At 68.9% G+C, this 22,571-nt stretch carries 9 protein-coding genes; 4 read left to right on the top strand and 5 right to left on the bottom strand.

The features are described 5' to 3' along the window. The first annotated feature begins 102 nt into the window (after positions 1-102). The 4 genes from E5083_RS29860 to E5083_RS29845 all read left to right on the top strand — a co-directional run bounded on the left by E5083_RS29860 (position 103) and on the right by E5083_RS29845 (position 11,263). Positions 103-1,302 (top strand): exonuclease SbcCD subunit D, encoded by a 1,200-nt coding sequence (locus E5083_RS29860; RefSeq protein ID WP_135788802.1) that lies wholly within the window; start codon positions 103-105, stop codon positions 1,300-1,302. Then, a complete protein-coding gene (locus tag E5083_RS29855; RefSeq protein ID WP_135788801.1) occupies positions 1,302-4,310 on the top strand; it encodes an AAA family ATPase in 3,009 nt (1,002 codons plus the stop codon). The genes E5083_RS29860 and E5083_RS29855 overlap by 1 nt, the downstream gene beginning before the upstream one ends. Before the next feature lie 71 nt (positions 4,311-4,381). Then, positions 4,382-6,631, top strand: a complete 2,250-nt coding sequence (locus E5083_RS32090) for a DEAD/DEAH box helicase (protein ID WP_135788800.1) — start codon at positions 4,382-4,384, stop codon at positions 6,629-6,631. Between the two features lie 1,254 nt (positions 6,632-7,885). Further along, the gene (locus E5083_RS29845; RefSeq protein WP_135788799.1) at positions 7,886-11,263 is read left to right on the top strand and encodes an SIR2 family protein; all 3,378 of its coding nucleotides are present in this window, start codon (positions 7,886-7,888) and stop codon (positions 11,261-11,263) included. Positions 11,264-11,295: 32 nt separating this feature from the next. Here E5083_RS29845 and E5083_RS29840 read toward each other — a convergent pair whose 3' ends face one another. The 5 genes from E5083_RS29840 to E5083_RS29820 are packed head-to-tail and all read right to left on the bottom strand — an operon-like array spanning position 11,296 to position 20,367. Beyond that, positions 11,296-12,366 carry a restriction endonuclease gene (locus E5083_RS29840; protein WP_135788798.1) on the bottom strand — a complete coding sequence of 357 codons (1,071 nt, stop codon included), beginning with the start codon at positions 12,364-12,366 and terminating at the stop codon, positions 11,296-11,298. Beyond that, a complete protein-coding gene (locus tag E5083_RS29835) occupies positions 12,366-12,989 on the bottom strand; it encodes a hypothetical protein (protein ID WP_135788797.1) in 624 nt (207 codons plus the stop codon). Before E5083_RS29835 ends, E5083_RS29840 begins: the two co-directional genes overlap by 1 nt. Before the next feature lie 53 nt (positions 12,990-13,042). Continuing rightward, positions 13,043-15,886, bottom strand: a complete 2,844-nt coding sequence (locus E5083_RS29830; protein ID WP_135788796.1) for an RNaseH domain-containing protein — start codon at positions 15,884-15,886, stop codon at positions 13,043-13,045. Then, entirely contained in the window at positions 15,876-19,208 is a 3,333-nt protein-coding gene (locus E5083_RS29825; RefSeq protein WP_135788795.1) for a pPIWI_RE_Z domain-containing protein, read from the bottom strand. The genes E5083_RS29830 and E5083_RS29825 overlap by 11 nt, the downstream gene beginning before the upstream one ends. Then, entirely contained in the window at positions 19,198-20,367 is a 1,170-nt protein-coding gene (locus tag E5083_RS29820) for a pPIWI_RE_Y domain-containing protein (RefSeq protein ID WP_135788794.1), read from the bottom strand. Before E5083_RS29820 ends, E5083_RS29825 begins: the two co-directional genes overlap by 11 nt. Between the last annotated feature and the right edge of the window lie 2,204 nt (positions 20,368-22,571).

Here is a 22,571-nt window from a genome sequence, read left to right as displayed (position 1 = left end):
GCGGAGAAACCGTTCACCACAGACACCGCACACCCCCTGCAGAACGTCGTTTATCAGGAAAACCTCCCGCAGCTGGCCCCACAGTGGTTACGGTCTGTCCCCATGCGGTTCTTGCACACTTCGGACTGGCACCTGGGCCGCCGGTTCCACACAAAAGACCTGATCCCCGCCCAGGAAGCCTTCCTCGACCATCTGGTCGACACAGCTCGGAGCGAGAACGCCGACGCCATCCTCGTGGCCGGCGACCTCTACGACCGGGCCATCCCCAGTCTGGACGCCGTGCGCCTGTTCAACCGCGCCCTGCACCAGCTCGCTGACCTCGACGTACCGATCATCATGATCAGCGGAAATCACGACTCGGCCCACCGCCTCGGTGTCGGATCTGGCCTCTTCGCCCGCGCCAGGATCCATCTGCGCACCGATCCCGCCACCTGCGACGTCCCGGTCCTCCTCGACGACACCGACGGCCCGGTCGCCGTGTACGGCATCCCCTACCTCGAGCCGTCGATGGTCCGCACCCAGCTGGAGGCAGAAGCCACCTCCCACCACGCGGTGCTGACCGCAGCCCTGGACAGGATCCACAGCGACCTCACCCACCACCAGCCGGCCGGAACCCGCTCGGTGGTCATCGCCCACGCCTTCGTCACCCCCGGCAGCGGCCAGAGCGAAGACCAGCAGGTGACGGAGTCCGACAGCGAACGCGACCTCAGCGTCGGCGGTATCGCCCACGTCGGCGCGGACGTCTTCGACGGCATCGACTACGTCGCCCTCGGCCACCTCCACGGCCCCCAGAAGGTCACCGACCGAGTCCACTACAGCGGCTCCCCGCTGCCCTACTCCTTCTCCGAGGCCACCCACACCAAGTCCTGCACCCTGGTCGACCTCACCTCCTCCGGCACTGCTCCCGCCGTCAGGCGCCTCGACTGCCCGACCCCTCACCGCCTGGAACGCGTCGAAGGCCTCCTCGAGGACCTTCTCACCCAGCCCGCCCACGAACACTTGAAGGACGCCTGGCTCGAGGTCACCCTCACCGACACAGCCCTGCCCTTCGAGGCCATGGCCCGGCTACGCCGCCGCTTCCCCGACACGCTCAGCCTCAAGCACGAGCGGGCCTTCATCCCCGCCCAGGCCACGGACACCCCCACCTACACCGAACGCCTCCGCGGCCGCAGCGAACTCGACATCGCCGGCGACTTCATCACCGACATGCGCGGCACCGCCCCCACGCCCGACGAACACGCCCTGCTCCAGCAGGCCGTCGACGCCGCCCGCGTGAACGAACTGCAGAAGGAAACCGTCTGATGCGCCTGCACCGCCTCACCCTGCAGGCCTTCGGCCCCTTCGCCGGCACCCACACCGTCGACTTCGACGCCCTGACCGCCGACGGCCTGTTCCTCCTGCACGGCGACACCGGCGCCGGGAAGAGCACCCTGTTCACCGCCATCTGCTTCGCCCTGTACGGCGAACCCCCGGTCGACCGCGACCTGATGCTGCGCAGCCACCATGCCCCGGCCGACCTGCTCACCCAGGTCACCCTGGACGTCACCATCGCCGGCCAGCGGCTGCTTATCGAGCGCGTCCCCCAGCAGACGCGCCCCAAGAGGAACGGCACGGGTGACACCGTCCAGAAGGCCGAGACCCGGCTCAGCCGGTTCACGACCGATGCCCTGGGACAGGGCCACTGGGAGGCCTCCAGCAAGTCCCACCAAGAGGCCGGCAAGGAGATCAAGGACCTGCTCGGCATGAGCCGGACCCAGTTCTGCCAGGTGGTGCTCCTGCCCCAGAACGAGTTCACCAAGTTCCTCTACGCCGATGCCGGCAAGCGCCGCGAACTCCTCGGCAAGCTCTTCCACAGCGACCGGTACGCCTTCATCGAACGCTGGCTGAACGACCACAGCCGCACCACCCAGAAGAGCCGCGACGCCGCCCGCGACGAGGTGCTGCACCTGGCGGCCCGCATCCACCAGGCCGCCGGCCCGGACCTGAAATCGCAGTACGACGCCCCCACCCCCGACGCCGCGCACGCCCTGACCGGCCCCGCACTGGCCTGGGCCCAAGACCTCATCCAGGCCAGCCAGGCCGACGCTGCCACCGCCCAGGCCGAGGCCGAGAACGCGAAAAAGAACCAGCTCACCCACCAGAAACTGGAAGCCGCCACCCGCGAACTGCACGCCCGGCAGACCACCCACGCCACCGCCCGCACCCAGTTCGACCGGTTGGATGAACAGACCCCCCACCAACAAACCCTCAGCCGGCGCCGGGAACAAGCCCGGCGCGCCCAGCAACTGGCACCGCTGCTCCACACCGTCAGCACCGCCCGCACCGACCACACCCGAGCCCAGGAACTCGAAAACGCCGCACGCACCCCGCTGCTTTCCGAACACGCCACGCTCCCGGCCGCCGACCTCGCCGCGGCCGGGCAGCGCACGCGCGACGACATCGCCGTGCTAAACACCCTGCTTCCCGAGGAAACCACCCTCCACCAGCTTACCGCCGATCTGAAGCGCATCGACGCCGAACGGCAGGACTTCACCGTCCAGCAGCGCACCGCCCGCGACTGGCTTGAGCAGGAGACCACCCAGCGCACCACCCTCCAAGCCCGCCGTGAAGCCGCCCGCCAGGCCGAGGAAGAAAGCCGCCGCCACCAGACCCAGCTCGACATCCTCAACGGCCGCGTCGCGGCCGCCGAACGCCGCGACGCCCACCTCGCACAGATCACCACTACCGAGCAGCGCCTGGCCGCCGCCGAGAAGGAAACCGAACAGGCAGTCCAGGCCCACATCGACATCCGCCGCCGACGCACCGAGGGCATGGCCGCCGAACTCGCCGCTGGCCTCACCGACGGCGCACCATGCCCGGTCTGCGGCTCGTGCTCCCACCCGGCTCCCGCCCAGGCTCCCGACGGGCATCCCACCCGCGAGGACGAACAAGCCGCCGAGAAAACCCACCAGCGCGCCCAGCAACAGCGCGACAAGATCGCGGCCGAACTGCAGCAGCTTCGCGAGAACGCCGCCGGTGCCACCGGCGAAGCCGGCGACACCCCGCTGGCCAGCCTCAAGACCGAACACGAGGCACTCGCCGCGCAGCTGGCCGACTCCCTCGAACGTGCCGCAGACCGCGGGACCGTCGAGGAGGGACTCCTCGCGCTGGACCGCGAACACATCACCATGACCGAGCAGGACAGTGTCGCCACCGCCGGCCTGTCCGCCCGCAACGCCAGCTACGACACCCTGTCCCAGCGGCAAGCAGAGCTCACCGAGAAACTCGATGCCGCCCGCGGCACCGCCCCCACCCTGGCGGCCCGCATCGACGACCTCACCCGCACCGCCGACCACCTCGAGCAGGCAGCCGAGGCATCACGCACCGCCGCCACCGCCACCCAGACCCTGCACACTCGTACCAGCGAAGCCACCGCCGCCGCCACATCCCAGGGCTTCGACAACCTCGCTGCCGCTGAACAAGCCGTGCTCAGCGCCAAGGACCTCCACGAACTGGAGGAAGAGATCAACCAATGGCGCGAGGCCCGCGCCTCCCACCAGACCGTCCTCGACGACCCCGTCCTGCAGGAAGCAGCAGCCCAGCCGGCCGCCGACGTCGAAGCTGCGACAGCCCTGCGCACGGCCGCAGACGACCAGCACGCGCTAGCGGTCACCACCGCCAGCACCGCCCGGGCCCGCACCACCGACCTCACCGACCTCAGCACCACCCTGGCCGGGGTCGTCGAACGCCTGGAAGCACTCGAGCAGGCCCACAGCATGGCCCGTCACCTCGCCGACCTGGCCACCGGCAATGCCTCCGGCACCCGGGTCCGCATGCAACTGGAGGCCTACGTCCTGGCCGCCCGCCTCGAACAAGTCGTCGCCGCTGCCAACACCCGCCTGAGCCTGATGTCCGAAGGCCGCTACACCCTGCGCCACTCCGACCACCAAGCCGCCCACGGCGCCCGCTCCGGCCTCGGCCTGGAAATCACCGACTCCTGGACCGGCCGCCCCCGCAAGACCGACACCCTCTCCGGCGGCGAATCCTTCTTCGCCTCCCTCTCCCTCGCCCTCGGCCTGGCCGACGTCGTCACCCACGAAGCCGGCGGCAACCCCCTGGACACCCTCTTCATCGATGAAGGCTTCGGCACCCTCGATGACGACACCCTCCACAACGTCCTCGACGTCCTGGACTCCCTACGCGCCCACGACCGCACCGTCGGCGTCATCAGCCACATCCCCGAACTACGCCGCCGCATCACCCAGCGACTGCACGTCCGAAAAGGCCCCACCGGCTCCACCCTCGCCCACCTGACCGAAGCAGCCGAATAACCTGCACCCAGGAGAGCGGAACCCCCGCCCTCCGGGAGCACCCAGCCGACCCCACGGAGCGCTACACCTCCATGGCCCCCGACATCGAGCTACGGCCCCACCAAAAAGAGGCCGTCGCCGCCACGACCGCCACGCTCCGCGACCACGCCCGCGCGAGCGTGATCGCCGCTTGCGGCACGGGCAAGACCCTGATCGCCGCCCGCACCACCGCCCGCATCGCCCCGCGCGGCCGCGTACTGGTGCTCCTGCCGACGCTGGACCTGCTGTCCCAGACGATCCGTTCATGGCGCACCGCAGGACGCAAAGGCGCCGCTATCGCGGTCTGCTCAGCACGCCAGGCCCTCGACCACGAACCAGTGGGCGCCGACACCCCGCTGACCACCGATCCCGGCGAACTGACCGCCCTCGCCACACCCTCCCGTACCGGCCCCGTCACCGCCTACGCCACCTACGCCTCCCTGCCCGCCGTCATCGCCGCCCACCGCGACCACGGCCTCCTTGCCTGGGACCTGGTCGTCGTCGACGAGGCCCACCGCACCGCCGGCCGCCTGGGCAAGGCCTGGGCCGCCGTCCACCACGACGACCAGCTCCCCGCCGCCCGCCGCCTCTACCTCACCGCCACCCCCCGCCTCTGGAACCCCGACGACGCCCAGGACGGCGACACCGAGACCGTGGCCTCCATGGACGACGAAACCCTCTTCGGCCCCGTCGCCTACCGGCTCACCCTCTCCGACGCCATCGACCTCGGCCTGCTCGCCGACTACCAGATCCTCGTCCCCGTCGTCACCGATCAAGACCTGCGCGACTGGCTCGCCACCGGCCCCGGCGCCGGCGTCGACGGACTACGCCTGGCCGGCCGCCAAGTCGCCGCCCTGCGCGCCATCCACGACCACCAACTGCGCCGCATCCTCACCTTCCACCACCGCGTCGCCGACGCCCGCGCCTTCGCCACCACCCTGCACGACACCGCCGCCACCCTCCCCGCCGAGCTGCGCCCCGAAGGCCTGTGGGCGGACTGGATCAGCGGCACCCACGCCCCTCCGGTCCGCCGCCGCCTCCTGCTCGAGTTCGCCTCCCACACTGACCCCCACACCCCGGCCGTACTGTCCAACGCCCGCGTCCTCGGTGAAGGCATCGACGTCCCCGCCATCGACGCCGTCGTCTTCGCCGACCCCAAGAACAGCCCCGTCGACACCGTCCAGGCCGTCGGCCGCGCCCTCCGCCAGACCCCCGGAGCCGGCAAGAAGGCCACCCTCGTCGTCCCCGTCTACCTCACCCCCGGCGAAAATCCCGACGACCTCCTCGGCGCTGACGCCTACACCCCGCTCTGGCACACCATCCAAGCCTTGCGCGCCCACGACGACCGCCTCGAAGCACGCCTCGCCGATCCCCGCACCCACCGCCCCACCATGCCTCCCCAGGACCCCGAAGCCTGGCTCCACTTCGACCGCCCCACCCAGGCAGAGGAAGTCGCCCTCGCCCTTTCCCTACGCGTCCTGGCACCCAAGAGCGCCGAATGGCGCCGCGGCCTCAAAGCCGCCCGCCGCTACCACCACACCCACCACCACCTCGACGTCCCCCAGACCTACGAAGACACCACCGGCTACCCCCTCGGCCGCTGGCTCACCTGGCAACGCCGCCTCCACACCACCGGCGCCCTCGACGAAGCACGCGTCCACGCCCTCGAACGCCTCGGTATCATCTGGGACCCCCGCCAGCAGGCCTTCGACCGGGGACTGGCTCACGCTGCCGCCTACGCCGGCCACCACGGCCACCTCGCCGCCCCCGTCGACTACCTCCACGACGGCTTTCCTCTCGGCCGCTGGCTCGCCACCCAACGCTCCCGCGCCCACAACCTCACCCTGCAGCGCACCGCCGCACTGACCGCCCTGGACCGGTGGTGGAACCCGCCCTGGCCGATCACCTGGCAACGCGCCTACCACACGGCCCGTCAGCAGAGGGAGCAAGACCCGGCTGCTGTGCAAGCGGGGGAGTGGCTCACCACCCAGCGCCGGCACACCGACGACCTTCACCCCGAGCAGCTCCGGCTGCTGACGAACTTGGGAATCGACATGCCGGACGCACCAGTGTTCCGTGCCGAAGACTTCGCGCTGCCGGCACGGGAGCGGGCCTTCCAACGCGGGCTGGCCGCCGCACGCCTTTTCCTCGAACGCGAGGGTCACCTCAAGGTCCCCCAGCGGCACACCGAAGAGGTCAACGGTGAACAGGTACGGCTGGGACAGTGGCTGAGCAACCTGCGGCGCCGCCGCTCCAGTCTCAGCCCGCAGCGGCAAGCAGCGGTGGATGCGCTTGGACTGTGATCCACCGTGCCCAGCTGTCGGCTGAACCGGCTGGACGGTCGGCGGCCCTGGCGGAGCTGCTGGCCCGGCGCTCAGCGCTTGCCGCGGACACCTCCGATGATGTCCGCGACCGCTATAAGCACTGCTGCGGCAGCTCCCGGGTAGTGCGACCGTCTCGTACAGCATCCGCCACAGCGTCTTCTCCCGCAGGTGCACGTCGCGGCCCGCTGGGAGTTGCGTGCCGGGCTGCTCCAGCTGGTCGTCAGGCGGAGCCTGGACCGGTCCGACGGCCGCACACGACCAACCTGGTGCCGTACCGCGCCAAGTGATTGGCTGCCGCGTGGCGACGACCCATGAGGATGTGGCCCCCCTGCCATCCCGAGGGCCAGCCGCACTGTCAGTGGTGCCGCTTATCCTGGGAACTCGGCGGACCGTGCGCTTCTTGCGGGTCGTAGAGTCACTGCAGACGCGGAAGGTCGGGCGGGGTCATGGTGCATCACAGCGGTCCGGGGGCTCTGCATACGATGATTTGATCCAGGACCGTGAGGTCGAAGATGCTCAGGGGGATCGCCTGGCGCACAGTCACGTGGCCGACCAGCTCCGCGATGTCGCACTCATGGTTCCGGCCCCCTCAAATGTCGCGGTATGGGAGCCGTGGGGCTCGGGAAAATCCTGCGTGGCGAACTGCTTCGCCAGAACCTGAGTCGTGAACGGGGCGTCCGCTTCGTGCACTTCGACCCGTTCAAATACGCAGAGAACCCTCTGCGTAGGAACTACATCATCGCCGTTGCGACATCCGGGTCCCACGCCGCGCCGCGTACGCGGACGGGGTGTTCCGCATCTTCGAGGGGCGCAACCGGATGAAGAACTCACCGCACAGCCAGGCGCAGAACCAGCCCTCGCTCCAGCACGAACCCAGCAGTGGATGCGCACTCTCACCTCCACTGCGGCACGCCGATATGCGGCCGAGCGCCCAGACTTGGCTGCTGTCCGCGGACACAGCGGCCTACGCGGTTTCCCACAGGCCGCCCGATACCATCGCGCAGGTTTTCCGGCCCTGCGCAGGCACCCGTTCGCCGCACCTGAAATCTGGGCGGCCTTCGTGCTCAGAGTGCCGCTGCCAGAAGCCGAGTCAGCGTCCCGCGGCACACGCATTGCCCCCCGCATGCGGTCGTAGGACAGCCCTGTCAGCGCCATGGCCGACAATGAGGTCATGTGTGCACGTGTCCTTCAGAGCAGCCTGGCCTGCCGTATATCAGTGCTGGTGCGAAACCGATGAACACTGACGTCGCCAACCGCACGGCTGAGCTGCGCAACCGTCTCGGGCTCGGCGTGGTCGCCGTCGTAGGGGCCGGCCTGTCCCTTTCGGCGCGTTACCCGACCAGCGCGGGCCTCACGGCGTTGCTCTGGGATGCCCTCGACGCCGCCCCTACAGCTCGGCAGGCGCTCGCAGCCGAACTCGGCAAACCTGATGCACCGGCGAAACAGCTCATGGGAGACGACTTCACTTTCTGGGACGCAGCGTGGCGCGCAGTGGGCAGCTTCGAACCAGCCTGGCAGCGGTTCCAGCAGGAGATGGCCAACCTGGACCGCCCTCGCAGCGCGCAGCCGTCCGCCGCACACGAGGCACTTGCCGCACTGATCCACGCCGGTGCCATCGAATGCGTTGTGTCCCTCAACTGGGACACCGCCCTGGAAAGCGCCTACCGGCGCCAATACGGAGCCGACATCCCTGCCGGCATCCTGTTCAAGCCCCATGGGGATGCCGCCCGCCCCGAGCAGCCGTGGATGCTTCCCCACCTGCCCGGTACCCTCACCCCCGCCATCGAGGACCGTATCCGCCGCCTCGTCGCAGACCACCCGCGCACCCTGCTCATCGTCGGCTACTCGGAACGTGACCGCGTGGTGGTCGACCAGCTCATCGCGCCGCTCGACCAGGGATGGCGGGTGTGCCGCATCGGCCCCGAGGCGAGAGGCACAGACGACATCGCTGGCCCCGCCGATAGTGTCCTGCCTGCCCTGGCCAGCGGTGTGCGCCAGCAGGAAACCGCCTCGGCCTGGTACTCGGTCCCGTTCACCGGCAAGCGGGACATGGGCGCTGCACTGGCCGGAGAGCGCCTGGGCCCGGCCGATGTCGATGCCTGCCCCCGCCTGATGGAAGTCGACCTCCTCGTCGACGCGCTTCGCCGCTGTCACTCCGTCGTCCTCAACGGGGACAGCGGATGCGGCAAGTCCATCACCGCCTACCAGGCCTTGCGCGACCTCCTCCAAGACGGCTACGAAGTGCTCCGCCTGCGCGACGACGCCCGCAGACGTGGTGTGGGGCAGTGGATGGCCGACCTCGCCCACTATCCGCACCGCAAGGCTCTGCTGATCGACGATGCTCAGGACCTGTCCCCGGATCTGATCCGCGAGCTGGCCGAAACCGCCACCCAGGACCAGCTGGTGCTGATCGTCGCGGTGGACCACGTCGGCGGCGCCGTCACCACGTATCGCATCAGCGATCTCGCCGCCGTCGGCACTCTCGCTCGGGCCATGCGCGAACGTGCGCACGACATCCTGCCCCAGGTCCGCGCGCTGGACGACTTCGTCGGCGACCAGATGGGGGATGAACCGCTGCTCGACCGCCTGGCAGAAGCAGCCCGGGCGGACTCGGCCTGGCAGTTCTTCTACACACTCACCGGTGGCTGGCGACGTACCGAACGTGACGCGCTCGACCTGCGCGGCCATGACCGTGCCGACCTGCTCCTGTTGGCTCTCGCCGTCGCGCAGGTCGCCAGCGTCGACGCCGGTGTGACAGCCGACGACCTCGAACCCTACGCACATGCACTCGGCCGAGACCGCAGATGGATCGACCGAAGCCTTGGCCTCCTCCAGGACAAACACCTCGCCACCCGCAACGACAACGTCCTGCGCTGCGCGCACCTCAGGACCGCGTGGGCCCTGATCACCTGGATGCTGCATCCGCCGCGACACCAGTACACCCCTCCGCCCCCGGTAGGGATCCCGCCGATCGAGTCGGCGGCCGCACCCCCACCAGCATCGCAGCCTCCTGCGGCCCGCCGCACGCCACGGCCTCGGACGGTACTGCCCCACGAACAGACCGAAGCAGACCGCGAGGCCGCCGCAGCCCTCTTCCGTCTCGCCCTGGACTCGCCGAACACACCGCTGCGCGGCGCCGCGTGGCTCATCGGCCGTAACCACTCACCGGAAACGTGGTGGGTTCTTCGCCGCCACGACACCCTCACCCGCGCCCGCATTTGCACGCTGGCCGAGCGTGCGCTCGCCACCCCCGCTGGCACCGAGGCGGGCATGGCCGCCCAGCTCCTCGAACACCTCATGTCATCAGGCAAGGACGACTGCATCGACCTGATCAGGGAGCACCACGCCCAAATCGCGGAATGGGTGCATCACGTCACGCCGGAGAACGGATGGGCGATCGGCACCCTGATCAACGCCCTGTCCAACGACGACCAGCTCCTCACACAACAGCTCCTGGCCGACGTGGATCCGCACGCTCTCGCCCGCCTGATCCCCGAGGGCGGCTGGCCCCATATCTACTCCACCGCCCACGCTCTGGACCGGATCACGCAAGGCGGCGGGATGCCCCTGATAGAGAAGATCCGCAGTGCCTACGACCCCAGTGCCTTCCACGCCCTCGCCGCAACGCCACCCGCCGACGTCGCCGCCATCGACCAACTCCTGCGCACCCTGACCTACACGAACCGAGATCTCACACTCGCTCTGTTCGAGCAGCTCATTCCCCATCTCGCCGCACAGGTTTCCCGCGACTTTCCCCTCGAGGCCCAGAATCTCTTCGGCACCTGGGCGTTCCTGCTCGGATTCGCCCCCCGCTTCCTACGGGGCCGACGAGCGCCGGAGCCGACAGCCCGCCGGCTGGCCCGGCAGTTCGTGCGTGCTCTCGACCCGGATCACTTCGCCGACACGCTCGCGCGCCCCCGCACGGACAACACCTGGCACAACTTCCACTACTTCATCGCGTTCGCGTGGGAGGCCGACCCGGCGACCGCCAAGGCCATCGTCAGCCGTATCGACACCGATGTACTTGCAGCCCACTACGAACAGAGCCTGCCCGCGCCCTCTCCGAACCACCTGTTCGCGGTGGAAGTCCTCTACGAACACAGACCGTCAGAGGCCCGGGACCTCCTCGAACGCTACGAAGCCCAGTACACCGCCATCCATCCCTTCCTCGCCCACATGACACCCGAGATGACCATCAGGCTTCTGCGCCGAGGCCTGCCGCTGGATCTCGGACTTCACCAGCAGCACTGGGCGTCCGCGGCCGAGCTCCTGGACTCTATCGCCGCCCACGACGCGCAGGTCGCAGCCGAACTCGCCGCAGCCAATCGCCCCGGATTCACAGCAGGACTGGCCACACAAGCCACCGACCCCTTCGAAGGACTCGCCAGATGGGTGCAGGCATGCGACAGACATGCCCCCGCAGTCGTCGACGAAGTGACCAGCCAGCTCCCCGCGGGCACCGTCACAGCCTGGGCCGCCGCACTGAGAAAGAGAAACCGCAGGCACGAGATCACCCCGCTCGTGCATCGTGCAGCGCGCTGTGACGGACCGGTCGCAGCCGAAGCGCAGGAACTCATACACCGTTTCCCCAGCCTGCAACGCCAGATTTAGCTCTCCTGCTGGGGTAGACCTCGCTGGTGTGGTCACTGGGGCAGCCACAGCCCGGTGTCGCTGCTCTGCATGGCCTTCAGCCAGGAGCGCACAGCCTCGCCGTTCACCTCTTGGACCGGGTAACTGCGCGTGCGAACCACTTCCCGGGCACCGGGAGACCAGTCGACGGTGGCCACGAGCATGCCCGTACGGGCATGCTCCCAGGCGACATCGGCGGCCAGGGCCTTGACCACCACTTTGCTGATCTTGCGTCGTTCCCGCTTGCACTGCACGATCATCAGCGGCGGGCTCTGCCCCCCGCCCGCGGTGCCTGACTCCCAGACCCTGATGTCCACCCCGTTGTCATTGCGACCCGGACCGAGTTCGACTTCGAAACCCGCCCGGTGGAAGTACTCCGCCACCAGCGCTTCGAACTTCCGCCAGTGAATAGCCGCCAGATCCTCATACCGGCTGGCCAGGTAGGTCACGAACCGCTGATCGAAAAACCGCCCGTAGGACGCGGTCGCCGAGTCCGAGGTGAACAAGTCAGCCAGATCCAGGACATCGTTCCATTCCACGGTACGGACCCATCGCCTCCACGGGTCGGAGGCATTCTTGAAGTCCTCCTCGCGGAACACCAGGTCGACCGCATCAGCCAGCACGTCCCCATGCAGGCTGCGGGCTGTGTCCCGTAGCAGCGCCCGTGTAGCCTGCGCGTGAACCTCCATCGACGTCACCCGCAGCCGAGCACCGCGTTCTTGCAGAACATCCAGCGACTCTAATTGGTGCGGCGGGACCGACTCGAGCACTGCATCGATGAAACCGAGAGCCTGCCAGACCAACTCTTTATCATGCAGCCGATCCCGCAGGAGGTACTGGATGGGGCGCATGGCCTGCAGCGCACCAGGCTGGACGAACGAGTCCGCAACGCAGCGATTCATGATCTCAAAGGCCTCGCTGCGCATCCGCACGCCAGTCTCGCCCGGTGGATACAAGTGCGCATAGCCGTGGCGTTGCAAACAGTCAAGGATGTCGGTCTCTGCGATGGCCAGTCCCGCCCGGTAGCCAACCATCTCGGTCAGCCGCTCAGCCACGATGCGCCGATCGGCGCGAAAGGCCCCCATCAGCTCTCCTCCGGGGAAGAGGGATCACCGCAGCGTTGCCGCGCCATGGCCAGATACGCCAGCCCGGCCGGGGTGAGACGGTACTGCCAGGCACTGGCGTCCTCCAGGTAGCCGTGCCCGTGCGGGCCGAGCCGGCGGGCCGCCACCCGCCCGATGTCGATCTTTGCGAGGGTCTGCTCGGGGGCGGAGGCGACGGCCTCGAGTGTCGCCTGCAGCCACTCGGGCAGCAGCGACCGGTCGGGAGCCAGCTCGTCGGACGGCTCTCTCAGAGCCCGCCCGGCGGCCCGCCCGTTGCGGGTGAGACGGACCTGGGTATGCCAGACCGGGCCCCCGGGTGAGTCCTGCGCCACCCGCCTGAGCTCGATCAGCCCCCTGCGCTGCAGAGCGGCCAGCGTGGCACCGGCGCCCGCATCGAGCACCTCACGCTGGCCCAACTGCTGCTGGACCGGCGTGGCTTCGGCAGCCGGGTGATCGACACCGTAGGTGATCCACCGCCACTGCTCGGCAGGCTGCCTCTCCCGGGTGGCGTGCCAACGCCGCTTCTGTGCCTCCTCGTTGTCTCGGTCGATCGCGTACAGCACCGCAAGATAAATCTGCTGACGCATATTCAGGCCCTGCACCATGCGGCCTGCACCGCCCGGCTGCCCGCCGGGCGGCGTAGACGGTGCAGGCGGAGTCACGAGGATTCCGACTGCTGGATCGGCTCGAGCTGGTGGGAGGGCAGCAACACCTCGCCGAGCTTGTGGGCCAGATGCAGCTCCACGGGCAGCATGAGAGGGTCGGCAAAGTGCGCGGCCGCGAAGCGCCGTTGGTGCGCCAGGGCCGCCCACGCCGCGGGCGAGTCGTCGCTTTGCTTGACCGCCACGAGCAGTTCCAGCAGCTGCGGGTTCCACACGTCCTTCAAGGTGTCGCGCTTCCAGCCCTCCTTGTCCTTGCTGATCTTGCCCCAGTGCGGCTCAAGCCGGGAGCCGCTCGGACTGCCCGGCCCGGCGGTGGAGGGCTTGTCGGCGGTGGCGAAGAACAGGCGGTCGTTGTCCTTGCTTGCCCACAGCCCAGCGCCCACACCCACCTGCACGTCCGGGCCGCCCTTGCCGAACGCGAAGTGCTGAGCGGTCTCGTCACGGACGTTGGTCCGCAGCCGGATGTGCCGCAGCCCCTTGCATGCGTCTGCCGCCAGCGGCCTGTCAGGATGGAAAGCGAGCCGGTCGGCGGCCAGGTGCGGATTGGTCAGCGCCGGGCACAGCGAGCGGATGTTCTGGGCCAGGGTGAACAGGGCGAGATCGCCGCCGTCGCAGGACTCGGCCACACAGTCGGCGAAGAAGTCCTGCACCTCCGGCTTGTCGAAAGTACGCGACCGGTGCCAGCCGGCCAGATTGATGGCCGCCCGGTGATAGGGAAGCCAGCCGGAGTTGGGCAGACGCACCAGGGCGTGGGGCCGGTCGGGGACAGTGGCCACAGCCAGCGGCATGACGGCCTTGAAGTCGCCGGTGCGGCGCACCACCCACAGGCCCAGGCAGGCCACGTCGGTCAACTCGTCGGCCTTGGTGCCGTGTCGGGCCGGGGGCCTGACCAAGCCTGTCTGCCGGATCAGCAAATCACTGACCGCCCTGCGGGTGCGCTCCCGCCGGCTGCTCGCCGACTCCTTCTCCTGCTGCTCTGTGTCGTCGTTGGGGCCGTCCTCCGTCTCCTCGTTCGCGGAGGGCGGCAGCAGGTTCTGGGTTACGGCCTCACACACCGCCGCCCCGGCCCGGACCACCATCTTCGGGTCGTGGTCCACGGATGCGAAACCGTCGGCGCCGCGCATCTCCACCAGGACGAAACGGGCCGTCGTTCCGGCCTCGGGATACTTGAGGCCGCGGCTGACCTGCTGCTGGCGGCTGATGCCAGCAGCTTTGAGACGGTCGTTGCGGCGCTTAATGTCCGCATCCAGCTCCAGGTCGTCGGCGATCTGGCCCACCGGCTCAACGCGCAGGAGCACCTCGAGCTCTGTGGTGGTGAACCGCTGCCGCCAGGCCTGTACCTGTTCGGGCTGGCCGGCCACGTCCACGGGCAGATCCAGCGCGAACGCCACCGCGTTCAATGCTTCGTCGCGCATGGTGGTGGTGTCGCACCACAGCACGAGCTCGATCTGCGACCCTGCAGCCCCGGCCAGCGCGCTCCGGTCGATGCGCAGCAGATCCGCGGCAGCGGGCCGCGTGCGGGACGGGATCGGGACGCGTTCACACGGGGCGTCCACCTCCGCGAAGTCCGCCAGGGCGGGCACCAGCTGGCTGAAGATGCGCCACTTGTCCTTGGCGGAGATACCGTCGCCGACCGCGTGCCCGGTGTTTTTTCCCAGCCCCGGCCGGTAGGGGACACCCGCGACGGGAGGCCTTTGGCGGCCCTCCCCGTCAGGCTCTGGCTCGAGGAAGGCCAGCGGGTCACGGGCCACCTCGGCGGGATCGGGCAGAAACGGGAAGGAACCCAGACGCGACAATGTGGGCACCAAGTCGTCGGCCCACCCCATGAAGCCCTGCTTCTTTCCGGCCGGGCCGGGATGCCAGGCCATGGAAGCGAGCCCGAACGGGCTGCTGGCATCCGACCAGGGGGAGGGAGACAAAAGATGCACGCCGATATTCCGCTTCGGATCGAAGACGTTGTACCGGGCCCACCGGCGCATCCCGACCCGCACGTGCAGCCGCGGCTGCGCCGCCGTTTCCAAGCCCCTGGTCTGCACCGACAGCCGCAACGTGTAGGACCACGGGTAACGCACACCGTTCGAACTCTCGTACACATGCGGCGGCCAGGACACCAGCTCCGCCCCGTCGCGGGCAGCGGTACGCCGCCACGACGACGTGTGCACCGCCTCGGCGACTGCCCCGGACTCAACCTCCTCGTCCTCCCCTTCAGCCGCCCGGAGGTCACCGCCGGCCGCGTCCCCATCCATGCCGGCATCCGGTGCGTCAGCCTTGCCGTGGACGACCTTCCAGCCACTCGTGCACAGGTGCGCGGCCAGCGCATGCGGCACCAGCGTGTAGTCGGAACTCTCCGGCTCATCACCCAGCCCGAGCTTCAGGGTCTTACGGGTGAAGTGGAGGTCCTCGCCGCGGAAGTCCTCCAGGATGCGGGCCAGCGCGCTGATGTCGATGACCTGCCTGCGTGAGCGCCGCTCAGCCAGCTGGTTGCGGTGCATCGCGGCGGCCATCAGACCGCCCTTGACGAACTCCACCAACCGGGTACGGTCCGGAGTTTTCCCGCCCGCGGCCGCCGACCATGCCAGCCACATCTCGCCTCGTCGCGCGCGGGCGTCATGGGTGAGGACCTGCGGCATCAGCGCGGCGATTGCACTGTTGACAGCCCACAGCGGAATAGCCCGCACTTCCTCCTCCGCCTCGCCCTCGGCCGTGGCGGGCTTGAAGATCTGCTCACGCAGCGGCCCCGCCCAGGCCGCAGGGAACTCACACGTCCAGTACTGCGCCAGCGCATGGCCGGCGAAGGACTTCAGACGAAAGGAGAGGGGCTGTAAGAAGTCATAGCGCACGGTGTTGCCTCACCAGGGTGTGCAGGGATTGACGAAGGGGCTGGTACAGCGGTCCGGCGACTGCCCCGTACGGCCCGTCGAGTGCTTCATCGAGGGCGTCGAGCATCCCCACCAGCGTGCTGTCGTCGCGGGTGGGGTCGAAGGCGGCATCGCAGAAGTACACACGCGCCGTGGCGCCGCCGCGCAGCATCCGGCCGATGATTTGGTTCAGCGGAGCGATGTTCGTCCAGTCCATGGCACGCCGCTGTGCCGAGCCGACATCGGTCAGCGCATACCGCAAGGACGCCTCCAGCAGGTCGAGCCAGGTGCGGCGGCCCAGCTCGCGGAACATCCCCGCCCGCTCGCCCAGCGTCGTCTCGGGGCCGGCTGACGGCATGCCGCCGCGGATCTCCTGCACGGCCCACCGGTTCATCGTCTGTACGTGATAGCTGAGGTCTTCGGGATGCAGGTGGGGACGGACCAGATAGAACGCGGCTCCCAGCGCGGCGACGTGGTCGTCGTTGAGGATGTTGTGCCCGCGCTCGATGGCCAGCTGAGGCGCGATCAAAATCCAGGCGTCCTGCTGCTGGGCCATCGCATGCACGTTGCCGCGGGCAATGGTCTGCCCGCTCCAGTGGTGGCTGCCGGAATCGTCGTCGGGCACCATCTGCAGGATCTGATCGGCCCACTCGGGCCGCATCCTGACCAGATGCCGCAGCACTTCCTCGGCCTCCCGGTAGCTGCCCACCAGCAACAGGACACGCTGGCGCCCCTCGGGCAGGCTGTCGCGGATCTCTTCCAGTCGGCTCTTGCGCGGCCCCCGCAGCCCGAGCCGTCTGCCGCACAGCCCGGCCAGCAGTTCCCTGAGCGCCTCCATCCGCTCCGGGCCCTGCTGGCCCGACACCCGCACCATGTACGCGGCTCCGCTGGAGGCTTGCGCCTTGACCGGCAGATAGTCCAGCACGATCCGCTCATGCAGGGGCACCTTGTCACCGGTGCGGGAGGCCAGGATGCCCGCGACGGGCACCTGCACGTCATAGCGTGGCGAGTTCCCCGCCCAGCTGGTCGCCGACAGCAGCAGGCACGCCGGCCCCGCATCTGCGTCAGCGCCCGCCCCGCTGTGTGTTTCCCGGTACAGGTGCGGCAGGTTGAGCAGCAGCCAGCGACCGATGCCTGAGCAGCGGAAGAACGACAGGGTGCCGATCTGCTCCGCCGCGCCCTCACTCTCGCGGTACTGGAAGCCCAGCAGGTTGCCCATGGGCGATTCCGGCACCAGCGGCAGGTACTCGGCGGGCGGGCGGTGCACGAGGCTGGAGCCCATCGTTTCCAGCCCGGTCTCCATCTCCACTTCCCAGCAGGCACGGGTCAGCAGAGCGAGCTTCTCGGCGAGCAACGCGACGATCATGGTGACCTGGAACCGCACCGCCAGCCGTTCCAGCGCCTGGTCCCCGCTCAGCACCACGTCGTCCTGCCCGCGCAGCCACTCCACCAAGTCCTGCGTGACCAGGCCCGGTGGCTGATATCCGCGCGCCGTCAGATCGCGCAGGAACGCGCAGGAGGCATCCGCCCCCAGGTAGCGTCCGGCGGGTGCATCCAGCCACTCCACGAAGACGTTCATCCAGCGCTTGCGGCACTCCTCGTCCGAGTCCCACATGGCGGCCTGCCCGCGCCGCTTCGCCTCGCCCTCTGCCGAGGGACGCGGCCGGCGGGCAATCTCGCTCGCCAGCCGCATCGCCAGCCGCAACTCGTTGAAGTAGCCCTGGCTCAGCCACTCGCGCACATGGGCGTGCTCGGCCAGCAGACTGCGCAGATGGGTCACCAGCAGCCCCGCGGTACTGATGTCCACGGACCAGTCCCGTACCGGCTCGCTGAACAGGTGCTGGCCGCGGGTATGCCGCATGTGCCGTTCGAACAACGGCCGCACCTCATCCAGCCAGGCATCCTCACCCGGGCCGGCCAGCGACTGCGAGGGACTGAACGCCTGGTCCCACTGGATCTGCACCCGGTCGGCCTCGTCCACCACGAAGGCATCGCTGCGCTGCCAGGCCAGCTCCAGATAGCGCATGTCGTGCTGCGACAGCTGCTCGGGCACCCGGCAATGCATCAGGCTGGCGGGCGTGGCCACCCACACGGTGGCGTCCACCAGTTCCCGCGCCGCCTCGTGCCGCCCGCACACAGGCAGCAGCGAGCAGCCCACAGCGGGCTCCCGCTGCTGCCTGTCCGCCCCTTCGCTGCTCCACGGCCGCAGCCGGTGCGAGCAGGGCGCGTCCTTCAGCGCCAGCGGCTCGGTCAGCTCGGCCACGCCCTGCAGCACACACGAAGTGGAGATCCACCGCAGCCGCGGATCCTCCAGCAACGCCAGACCCCGCGCATGCCCGTCCACGGGACGGTGCACCTGCTGCAGGTGCCGACCCCGGCCGGCCGCTCCCAGGATCGGCGCCGCACGCACCCCGTACCGGCACAGCGCGGTGACCATGTCCAAAACGGCCACGACATCCCCGAGGACCACCGTCAGGGTGTGCCGCCGCTGCGGCTCGACACCTGCCCACACGGCCGCGACAGTGATCAGGGTGGTCTTGCCGACGGCCGGCATGCCCACCACGTGCACCACATCCTGAAGCGGCAGTCTCTTCGACGCACGCATCCGGCCGTCCTGCTGCCGCACCAGCAGATAGAGGTCGTCGATCCGGCGGCGCCAGTTGCGCTGCTCACCCAGCTGCACGTCCACCGCATCCATGCGATCGGCCGTCGCGGTCAGTGCCGACCAGCGCAAGGTCACCGGCTTGCGCCGCCTGCCAGCACGATGTCGCTGTGCCGGCTGCGGCACCATCCCCTCCGGGAGGACCACCCCGGCATCCCCGCGCGCCATGCGGTATCGCACACCCTCCTGGGCCAGCCGCACTCGCCGGGGACGATGCTGCGGCAGCACGGCCAGCGCCTGTGCGTACACCTGGCTGCGCTGGGAAGCCACCGACACCGACACCCGTCGCTCCGGGGGCTGCTGCGGGTCCTTCACGTCGAACAGGCGCAACATCTCCGGCAGCGCCTGGTATGCCTCCAGCCTCTTGTTCCACGCATGCTTGCTCTTCAGCTCGCCCACCAGCCACCGCAGTGACGACGTCATCGCCACCGCACGCTGTCGGCGCGTACGGAAGTCGTAACCGCCCATCAACGCCCAGGCATCCGCCGCGGCCGCACCCGCAGCCCACGCCTCGAGCGCGGACAGCCCCAGTTCCACCGACGCCACCAGCCGCACATCCACCCGCCCCAGGCCGCGGCTCTTGGCCGTCCGACGCAGCTGATGCCCCAGCCCCTCGTACCAGCCGCTCCGGTCACGCGCCACAGACAACCTCCCCCACAGGGCCCACGTCCGGGCAAGAGGCGACCAGCACTCGGTCGGAGACCACCTCGATCTCCGGCTGCGCCCGCAGCGCCGCACTGTGTCGCTCAAGAATCTTCAGGTAACTGCGGTTGCTGCGCAGCCGGTCGTGTGGAACGACCAGATACCCCTTGCGGTAGGCGTACGGATCACCCGCCCCCCAGCGGGGGAACGTCTTGATCCGTCTGGCCAGCAGATATGGACTGTGCCAATCCTTCACATCCACCCCGACGCTGTAGCCGTTGGGCCACAACGCCACCAGGTCCAGCGCGTCCAGCTTCGGGTACAGCACCACCCGCGCTCCTCGTGCGGCCAGCCGCTGTGCGAGATCCAGCTCCGGATGTCCCGGCAGGGCGACGAACCGTACAAGCTCCGGCTCCAGCCGCCGGGCCCCTTCCGCCTCCACCCAGACCGGCCCGGGAAGATCGTGCCGCTGCCCGCACCGCCATACCCGGCACCGCACCAGCCCGTCCGCCCGCGGAGCGATCCACTGCTCGCACCCTCCGCATACCGCCACGCGCCCGCTCACCGCCAGCTCCACTGGCACCGGCCCGTACGACTCTTCCATCCAGGTCGCCCACTGCGGCACATCCAGCACCGCATTCTTCGCCGCCAAGAACGCATCCGGTCCCAGCACCGCGTGCGAGGTGATGAACAACCGCCATCGCGCATACAGCTCCGGTCGCCCCAGCAGGGCAGCAGTGTCCTTGATGTGTTTCACCAGGGCACTTTCGTGCACCTCGGACACCACGTCCTTGGCGGCAACTGCCCACTCCAGACAGAACTCGCTCGGCTCGCCGCCGATCAGAAGTCGCTCACCCCGAACCTGTGCGTCGGGGTCGAACTCCAGCGGCCAGGCATCCACCGGCTGCTCGGCGCACCACACCCCCACCAGATCCTGCACGCCGACCGGGGCGGCCCTGCCCGCCCGAACACACAAGGCGGCCAGCCGGTCCAATCCGAGCTGCAGACTCCTGTGGTACGGGTGCTGAAGCTGACGCACCCCCGACCAACCCCGCATGCCAACCAGCCCGGATGCCACCAGGCTCAAGACCACCTCACTCGCACGGACTGCACTGGCCCGCCCGGAGAACACCGGCCCCGGCTGTTGTGTCTGACTCACGCCCCAAACGGTAGAGGCCGCCACTGACAGTCATCTGACGAACCGGCCAGTAACCCCATGTGCCCAGCAAGGGCCTCATCAGGCCGGCCCCCAACCGCCTCACCTGTCACCGCCATCCCACTCCGCCATCCGCGCCAGCAGCAGACGAAGACGGTCCGCCCGCCCGGGCTCCCACGCCGGCAGCAACACCCCGGTCGCAGGATCCAGCTGTCCACGCCACTGCGCCACACGGTCCCGCACCGACGTCTGCCACCCGTCCCACCCCGCCCCCGGCCGACTGCTGATCACCTCCACCCGCAGCGGATGCTCCAGCCTCTCCAACCGGTCCGTCAGCACCGCCACCTGAGCCTCCGTCCACGCCAGCAGCCGCCGCCCGCCCAGAGCCCGCTCCAACACCGCCACACCCTCAGCCGCCGAACACGCACCCGCAGGAACACCAGGGCCACCCACCCCAGCGAGCCGCACCACCATCTCCACCAGCCTGCGTCCGCCCCCGTCCACAGCGCTCACAACAGCAGCAGCTGCAGGCCGCACCCGACCCGACGCCGTCCGACCCCCACTCACCACCTCCACCCACACCACCGCGAGCAGAGGATCACCCAGAACCCCCCGAGCCCAACGCCTCAGCTCACCGCGCCGCTCTTGCAACAGCGCCTGCAATCGCGCCACTTCCCGCATCCGCCAGCACATCGGGCACAACCGCTCCCCCTCCCGCACCGCAAGAGAGCGATCACAGCACGCACCACACTGCTCACACACATGGGCCATCAACCTGCGCCGCCGAGCAGAAGCCTCCAACTGCCCAGCGGACGACGCCGTGGGGCGACTCGACTCCACCCGGTACAGCCCCACCGAGCCCCGCCGCCCCAGACGGTAGGAGCGCACGCGAGCATCAGCTGGCCCCCCAGGCACCCGGGGAAGATCCCCCGACGCCAGCTGACTCTTCGACATCAGAAACCAGGGCACCTGCGCCCAATCCTCATAGTCCGCCCGCCCACCCATACCCGAGCCTCCAACCGACACATTCCGTAACAGAGTCACAAGAAGGGAAGTTAGCCTGCAATCTGAATGGGAGCAACCATCAAAATTCGCTTTGAGCAGCACATTTGAAGTTTACAAACTTAAAAATCCAGCAACGGTCACCCAAGCACCCGCCTCAATCCCGCCCGCAATACATCACCCACAGTCACGATCTGGTCAGCCAGTTGCTCATACTCAGCCAACGCCATCTCACTGCCACGCTCCGGCCGGCGCCGGACAATCCCCGGATACCGGTCACGCCAGTCCCTGAGCGCAACGACCGCCTCAGCGGACACCGACCAGCACCCTGCCCGCACCTGCCACGCCAACCCAGCCGGAAGACGGAACGACACGGCCTCCGGATAACCCCCATCCCGGGCTCCCGGCCACCGCCCCATGCCAGCAACCTCCTCGCCAGCCTCCGGCCACACCCTGCACCACCCTCGAACTTCCACCTCCTGGCGCACCCCAAAGACGGCAAGCGCATCCACCGTGTCCAGCACCTCACCCGCTTCCCGCAAGCGCGCTACCTCCCTGCGCCAACCGGCCCGTACCACCGCAGCCTCGCTCCGACTTAAGCCCCGTGCATCCCACCGGGGACTGTCCGCCAGTGCTCGCCGAAGCTCGCGATGCCTCTCAATCACCTCCCTGAGCTCAACTCGCGTACCCAAAGCCACCTTGACCGTCATCAGCGTCGTGCCCTCATCACTCACCACCCCAGCCTCCCAGCCCCTCTCAGACTGACACAACAAATCCCCGCGCCAGCGGACAGAAAACCACCCCAACGACCGCCCAGCTGAAAGGGGGAAAACGCCCTCCCCCTCGTTTCCTTTCCTGCCGTCAGGCAGGACACATCCTCTTGCCGCGCAGGCCGCCAGGCCTGCTAAACCCCATAGAAACCCACGCAGTTGGCCCGCCAGGGCCAACGTCTTCACCTGACACACAGTCGTGCCGTCAGGCACGTAGTCGGGGGAGTGGGCAACCCAAATACCTGTGCAACAACCCAGTTTTGACATTACCGGCGCCGGCAGGCGCCGGGCTCTTCCCCCTCGTTTCTTTTCCTGCCGTCAGGCAGGACACATCCTCTTGCCGCGCAGGCCGCCAGGCCTGCTAAACCCCATAGAAACCCACGCAGTTGGCCCGCCAGGGCCAACGTCTTCACCTGACACACAGTCGTGCCGTCA

It is taken from the genome of Streptomyces bauhiniae, from assembly GCF_004784475.1.
Classification (GTDB): Bacteria; Actinomycetota; Actinomycetes; order Streptomycetales; family Streptomycetaceae; genus Streptomyces; species Streptomyces seoulensis.
The sequence above is the reverse complement of the archived record's forward strand: the minus strand, read 5'-3'. Positions and strand labels throughout refer to the sequence as shown.

Bases quoted from the DNA above. Each gene is read 5' to 3' on its own strand.
- E5083_RS29860 (WP_135788802.1), top strand. From the start codon at position 103: ATGCGGTTCTTGCACACTTCGGACTGGCACCTGGGCCGCCGGTTCCAC.
- E5083_RS32090 (WP_135788800.1), top strand. From the start codon at position 4,382: ATGGCCCCCGACATCGAGCTACGGCCCCACCAAAAAGAGGCCGTCGCC.
- E5083_RS29845 (WP_135788799.1), top strand. From the start codon at position 7,886: ATGAACACTGACGTCGCCAACCGCACGGCTGAGCTGCGCAACCGTCTC.
- E5083_RS29835 (WP_135788797.1), bottom strand. From the start codon at position 12,989: ATGGTGCAGGGCCTGAATATGCGTCAGCAGATTTATCTTGCGGTGCTG.
- E5083_RS29855 (WP_135788801.1), top strand. From the start codon at position 1,302: ATGCGCCTGCACCGCCTCACCCTGCAGGCCTTCGGCCCCTTCGCCGGC.
- E5083_RS29840 (WP_135788798.1), bottom strand. From the start codon at position 12,366: ATGGGGGCCTTTCGCGCCGATCGGCGCATCGTGGCTGAGCGGCTGACC.